Here is a 6,817-nt window from a genome sequence, read left to right on the forward strand (position 1 = left end):
CGTTACTCTGACGGTTTGCACCAGGCTATCGAGGCTAAAGAAAATGTTAAGGTTGAGGATGCAACACAAACCTTTGCTACTGTAACGCTGCAAAACTACTTTAGGATGTACCACAAGCTTTGTGGTATGACGGGTACTGCCGTTACCGAAGCAGGTGAGTTTTGGCAGATCTACAAACTGGATGTGGTAGAGATACCAACCAATACGCCAACCAGCCGTGCAGATATGCAGGACCTGGTTTACCGTACCATCCGCGAAAAATATAATGCCGTTGCCGAAGAAATTGAAAAACTAACAAAGGCCGGCAGACCGGTACTGGTAGGTACAACGTCGGTGGAGATCTCGGAATTATTGAGCCGTATGCTTAAGCTGCGCGGTATTAAACATAACGTACTGAATGCTAAAATGCACCAGAAAGAGGCGGATATTGTTGCCGAAGCTGGTCAGAGTAGTACCGTAACCATTGCTACCAACATGGCAGGCCGTGGTACGGATATAAAATTAGGCCCAAATGTAAAAGAAGCCGGTGGTTTAGCTATTGTAGGTACCGAGCGCCACGAATCGCGCCGTGTAGACAGGCAGTTGCGTGGCCGTGCCGGTAGGCAGGGTGACCCGGGTTCGTCTCAGTTCTTTGTATCGTTAGAGGATAACCTGATGCGTTTATTCGGGTCAGAGCGGATCTCAAACCTAATGGTGCGTATGGGTATCGAAGAGGGCGAAGTAATACAGCACTCAATGATCTCTAAATCAATTGAACGTGCACAGAAGAAAGTAGAAGAAAATAACTTTGGTATCCGTAAGCGTTTGCTGGAGTATGATGATGTGATGAACTCACAGCGTACCGTAATTTACGCTAAACGTAAGAACGCCCTGTTTGGCGAGCGCCTTGATGTTGATTTGAGCAATACTGTATTTGATGTTATTGAAGATGTGGTAACCGAATACAAAGAGGCCAACAACTACGAAGGTTTCCAACTGGAAGTTATCCGTTTGTTCTCGGTAGATACCGAACTTACCGCGGAAGAATTTTCAAACACCAATATCCCAACTTTGGTTGAAAGTACTTTTATAGAGGTTAGCAACTTCTACAAACGCAAAGCCGAAGCTGTTGCACAACAGGCATACCCTGTATTGAAAGATGTTTATGATACCCGCGGCCAGTACGTGGAAAACATTGTAGTGCCTTTCTCTGATGGTATCCATGGTTTACAGGTTTCTGTCCCGCTTAAAAAAGCGGTGGAGAACAAAGGTGTGGAAGTGTTTAAATCATTCGAGAAGAATGTAACTCTTTATCTTATTGATGATGCCTGGAAAGAGCATTTGCGCGAAATGGATGAGTTAAAGCAATCTGTACAAAACGCGGTTTACGAACAAAAAGACCCATTGTTGGTTTATAAGTTCGAAGCTTTTGAATTATTCCGCCAGATGTTATCAAACGTGAACAAAGAATTGGTTAGCTTCTTGTTTAGAGGCGGTATCCCGGTTCAGCAGGAGCCGGAGCAGGTACGTGAGGCAAAACCTCAGCCAAAGCTCGACCTGAGGAACATGCGTACTTCAAAACCTGAGCTGGTAAGCGAAGCTAACGGTATGCCGATGGATGATACCCGCGAAATTCACAAACCAACCCCTGTAAAGGTTGAGCAAAAAATAGGCAGGAATGACCCTTGCCCATGTGGTAGCGGTAAAAAATACAAAAACTGCCACGGCGTAGGGTTAAATTAATAAAATATAAAAGTCATCCTGAACTTGTTTCAGGATCCCTCAGGACGGTTGACCACTATGCAATCGACTTTGCGAGTGGGATGCCGAAACAAGTTCGGCATGACAACGTTTGTTGAATAAATACAAAAATGAAAAAAGCAATGTTTGATAATAAAGCTCCTGTAAGCCTCATCAAATATTGCTTTTTTTTTGCGCTGATACTGGCCTCGGTCAAAGCATCAGCACAAACCACCCGCGGTAAGGTACAGGTAGTGGCCCCGCCATTATTTGATACCCTTTTAGCCAAACGTGCCAGCCTTAACAAAGGCAGTGGCAGTGGCGGTGGTAGTACGGCGGGCTATTCCTCATCATACGGCTATCGTGTGCAGATCTACAGCGGCAGTAGCCGCAGCGCGGCCTTTAACGCGCAGGGAAAGTTTAATAAAGAGTTCCCCGAAATGCGTACCTATATCATTTACCGCGAGCCAAACTTTAAAGTAAGGGCAGGCGATTTCAGATCGCGCATTGAGGCCGAACGTATGAAGGAAGAATTAAAATCATTATTCCCGGCGATGTTCATCGTATCCGAAAAAATAAATCCACCCAAAACGGTTATCAGCAATGATTAAAGAAAAGATCCAGCAGCTATCAAAAGATATTTTTAATGATGTAGTGGCCAATCGCCGGCACTTGCATTCGCATCCCGAACTTTCTTTCCACGAAGTAGAAACATCGGTATTTGTAGCAAATAAGCTGGAAGAGCTGGGTTTGGAATACCATAAAATGGCTGATACCGGCCTGGTGGCTTTAATAAAAGGCGATAAACCGTCAGATCAGGTGGTGGCGCTGCGCGCGGATATGGATGCGTTGCCTATTACCGAAACTAATGATGTTTCCTATAAATCGCAAAACCCGGGCGTAATGCACGCCTGTGGGCACGATGTGCATACTTCGTCGCTGTTAGGTGTAGCCAAAATATTAACCGACTTAAAAAGCGAGTTCGGTGGTACTATAAAACTTATTTTTCAACCGGCAGAAGAGAAATTGCCGGGCGGTGCAAGTTTGATGATAAAAGAAGGCGTACTGGAAAACCCCAAACCTGCCGCTGTTATCGGTCAGCACGTTATGCCGTTGATAGATGCCGGTAAAGTTGGTTTCCGTGCGGGTAAATACATGGCCTCAACAGATGAGCTTTATGTTACCGTAAGGGGCAAAGGCGGCCACGGCGCGCAACCACAACAAAACGTTGACCCGGTTATTATCACCGCGCATATACTAACGGCTCTGCAAACAATTATAAGCCGTTCTGCCGACCCTAAAAGTCCATCGGTATTGTCATTTGGTAAAGTTATTGCCAATGGCGCTACCAACGTTATACCAAACGAGGTTTACCTGGAAGGCACCTTCCGTACCATGGATGAGAAATGGCGCAACGAGGCGCATATCAAGATCAAGAAAATGGCCGAAGGTATTGCCGAAAGCATGGGCGGCAGCTGCGAGTTCAATATTATGAGGGGATACCCTTTCCTGATCAACGAGGAGAAATTAACCGCCAATACCCGTGGCCATGCCGAGGACTATTTGGGTAAGGAAAATGTGCTCGACCTGGATATCTGGATGGCAGCAGAAGACTTTGCTTATTATTCGCAGGTTGCAGATTCTTGCTTTTACCGCCTGGGTACCCGTAACGAAAGTCGCGGAATTACATCTTCGGTGCATACCCCAACCTTTGATATAGAAGAAAGCGCGCTGGAACAAAGCGTTGGGCTGATGGCTTACCTTGCCGTTAAGCAGTTGGGTAATTAATTCTATGGCTAAAAGAATAATTTTAGCTTCCTGCCTTCTGCTTTTGGCCTTCAACTCCCAGGCGCAACAAATACAGCGTTTTAATCCGGATACTATCCTTACGATAGTGATTGATTCGGCGGTGAACATCCGCTCGCACAGGTTGCGTGCGCAGGATTTTATTGATGCGGTAATGGCCGATACCAGTTTCTATAAAGCGTTTCAAAATATGAAGGCTTATTCCTTCACAGCCGAGAACCGCATTTTTAGTTACGATAAAAAGAATAAGATTAACGGCAAAGTATACCGTAAATTACTGCACAACAACCAGGCAGGGGTGCACAAAGTTGAATATATCACCAAACGCGATAGCGGCAACGTTTTGAAAAAGAACGGTAAGTACCAGCTATACACAGTAGAGATGTTTGACTATATCTTCATGAATGCTTACAACGCCGATTTTGTAAAAAGCGCAGGCACATCGGTGGCAAACAAAGGCAAGAACGAGGGATACAAAGCCAAGCTTAAAACACTGGTATTTACGCCGGGAAGGAAGGTATCCGGCCTGCCATTTATCAGCAGTAAAACAGAAATATTTGGCTCTGAAATGCGGCAGTATTACAACTATGAGTTTGCCCGGGGGAAGTATCTGGATAGTATCCCGGTGTACCGTTTTAAGGTTATCCGCAAGCCAAGTACCGCCGAAGATGATGTAATGATACAGGAGATGACCACCATCTTTGATATGAATAACTTCCAGATACTGGGGCGTTACATTGACATGAAGTACAGCAATATGCTGTTTGATTTTAACGTGCAGATGAATATCGAGCTAAATAAGTTCGACGGTGAATTGCTACCCATCAAAATAACTTATCAGGGCAATTGGGATATCCCCTTCCACAAAGAGGAACGCGCCAGCTTTTTAATTGTGCATAAGGATTATAAGAGGGAGTAACAGCTGATTTGTTTGGCTAAAGCCAATACCAACATCTCTCTGTTTCGTCCCATAAATGGGACGGCAATGATTAGAAAAAGGGTTTAATAGATTACGAAATTTCCTGATGACATATTCATTGCCGTTGGCTTCAGCCAACGGATAGTAAGCCAGAAATAGCGGCTTTAGCCGAAATTATCCCTTCTCCGCCACTTCCTTTATCACCAAATTCCTCTTCACCAGTAAATTGGTCATATACCTTTTCAGAAACAGCCAGTTAGCCAGCTTGCCCAATATTCCTAAAGGTGATTCAAAAATAAACACATCCCGCATAACAGTTTGCTTATCATCCCCGGTAAAATAATGTTCATGGCGGAAGCTTTTGAAAGTGCCACTTACCATTTCGTCTGCAAAGAAACACGGGGAATTAAAGCCGGTTATTTTTGAGGTGAGATTTTGCCAGATACCAAAATGTTTTGCCCGCCAGGTTACGGTTTCGCCAAGCTCTATTAAGCCGCTGGTACGGCCCGCAATGGCTTGCTCGCCGGTGTGCTTGGTAGATGCTACATGCACATCAATATCCCTCGCAATGTCGAAACATCGTTGGATAGGGGCGTTGATGGTTGTAGTTAATTCTATTGTCGGCATAAATAAAAAACCCTCTCGTTAGGAGAGGGTCGTATGTTTTATTGCTTGGGATTGATATTTAATAACGAATTCTTTAGCGTCGGTTAAATTTTCAGGATATTCTGCATAACTATCCGATTTATAATTTAATAGATCTGTTAAAATATGCTGATAGATAAATCCGTTTTCATACAAAAAATGAACAACCTTCCATGCTTGCAGGTCGCTTTTACCTGGAGGCCTAAATCTTTGAGGATAGCTCACATAATTATCACCACACTCCTGACATTTTTCGGGGACATGAAGATTGCCGGGCCCTTTGCTAAAGGACTTCCTGCATGTTAAGCAAACTATCTTATGTCCCATTTTTGATTAAAATTCCGCGTTCTTAGGGAACCTTGGGAAAGGGATCACGTCGCGGATGTTGCCCATACCGGTAACAAACAGTACTAAACGCTCGAAGCCTAAACCAAAACCGGCATGCGGGCAACCACCGTAACGGCGGGTATCCAGGTACCACCAAAGCTCATCTTTAGGGATGCCTATCTCGTCCATGCGTTGCTCCAGTTTATCAAGGCGTTCCTCACGTTGCGAACCACCTACAATTTCGCCGATACCCGGGAACAGGATATCCATAGCGGCAACGGTTTTGCCGTCGTCGTTCTGGCGCATGTAGAATGATTTTATCTCTTTAGGATAATCTGTAAGGATCACCGGTTTTTTAAAGTGTTTCTCAACCAGGTAACGCTCATGTTCTGATTGTAAGTCGGTACCCCAGCCTTCAATCAGGTACTGGAATTTCTTCTTCTTGTTCGGGGTAGATTCTTTCAGGATCTCAATCGCTTCGGTATAAGTTAAACGCTCAAAATCATTTTCTAAACAAAACTGCAGTTTCTCTAACAAATTAAGTTCAGAGCGGTCCTGCTGTGGTTTCTGTTTTTCTTCGTCTAACAAACGCTGACTTAAAAACTCGATATCATCTTTGTTCTTATCCAGCGCGTAGCGGATAACATATTTCAGTAATTCCTCGGCCAGGTCGGCGTTGTCTTTCAGGTCATAAAAAGCCATTTCGGGCTCAATCATCCAAAACTCGGCCAGATGGCGGGTAGTATTTGAGTTTTCGGCACGGAAGGTAGGGCCGAAGGTGTAAATATCGCTCAGTGCCATTGCACCCAGTTCGCCTTCCAGCTGGCCGGATACGGTAAGGTTAGTGGCACGACCAAAAAAGTCTTGTTTAAAATCTATTTCGCCGGTTTCGGTTTTTGGCGGGTTAGCCAGATCAAAGTTGGTTACATGGAAAGTTTCGCCGGCACCCTCTGCATCACTCGCGGTAATAATAGGGGTATGCAGGTAAACAAAACCACGTTCCTGGAAAAAGGTATGTATAGCGAACGATAGCGTATTACGAACCCTGAATATAGCCCCGAATGTATTGGTGCGGAAACGCAGGTGCGCTATCTCGCGTAAAAATTCAAGGCTATGTTTTTTGGGTTGTAAAGGGTATTTCTCGGGGTCGCTATCGCCCAGTATTTCTATGTGGGTTGCTTTAACATCAACACTTTGGCCTTTACCTAACGAGGCAACAAGCCTGCCGCTAACACTAAGGGCAGCACCGGTGGTAATGCGTTTTAATAAAGCGGGATCGGTGTTCTCAAAATCAACAACAATTTGCAGGTTGTTATTGGTTGAGCCATCATTTAAAGCAATAAACTGATTGTTACGGAAGGTGCGTACCCATCCTTTAACAGTTACATCAATATCGGTTTT

Annotated in this window: 6 protein-coding genes; 4 read left to right on the forward strand and 2 right to left on the reverse strand. The window is 44.7% G+C overall.

From position 1 onward, the window contains the following. From JWQ85_RS17015 to JWQ85_RS17030, 4 genes are all read left to right on the forward strand, one after another. The coding region (locus JWQ85_RS17015; protein ID WP_299470114.1) for an SEC-C metal-binding domain-containing protein at positions 1-1,722 on the forward strand (1,722 nt) is incomplete at its 5' end. 128 nt (positions 1,723-1,850) lie between these two features. Continuing rightward, positions 1,851-2,330, forward strand: coding sequence for an SPOR domain-containing protein (locus JWQ85_RS17020; RefSeq protein ID WP_299470116.1), 480 nt, complete (start codon positions 1,851-1,853; stop codon positions 2,328-2,330). Beyond that, a complete protein-coding gene (locus tag JWQ85_RS17025) occupies positions 2,323-3,507 on the forward strand; it encodes a M20 family metallopeptidase (RefSeq protein ID WP_299470118.1) in 1,185 nt (394 codons plus the stop codon). The genes JWQ85_RS17020 and JWQ85_RS17025 overlap by 8 nt, the downstream gene beginning before the upstream one ends. A 4-nt stretch (positions 3,508-3,511) precedes the next feature. Further along, the gene (locus JWQ85_RS17030) at positions 3,512-4,444 is read left to right on the forward strand and encodes a hypothetical protein (RefSeq protein WP_299470120.1); all 933 of its coding nucleotides are present in this window, start codon (positions 3,512-3,514) and stop codon (positions 4,442-4,444) included. Between the two features lie 174 nt (positions 4,445-4,618). Here the strand turns inward: JWQ85_RS17030 and JWQ85_RS17035 are convergent, their stop codons facing one another. Both JWQ85_RS17035 and asnS read right to left on the reverse strand, forming a co-directional pair. Beyond that, positions 4,619-5,071, reverse strand: a complete 453-nt coding sequence (locus tag JWQ85_RS17035; RefSeq protein WP_299470122.1) for an SRPBCC family protein — start codon at positions 5,069-5,071, stop codon at positions 4,619-4,621. Positions 5,072-5,422: 351 nt separating this feature from the next. Beyond that, complete coding sequence (gene asnS, locus JWQ85_RS17040) at positions 5,423-6,808, reverse strand: asparagine--tRNA ligase (RefSeq protein WP_299470124.1); 1,386 nt, start codon at positions 6,806-6,808, stop codon at positions 5,423-5,425. Between the last annotated feature and the right edge of the window lie 9 nt (positions 6,809-6,817).

Source organism: Mucilaginibacter sp. (assembly GCF_028288105.1).
Classification (GTDB): Bacteria; Bacteroidota; Bacteroidia; order Sphingobacteriales; family Sphingobacteriaceae; genus Mucilaginibacter.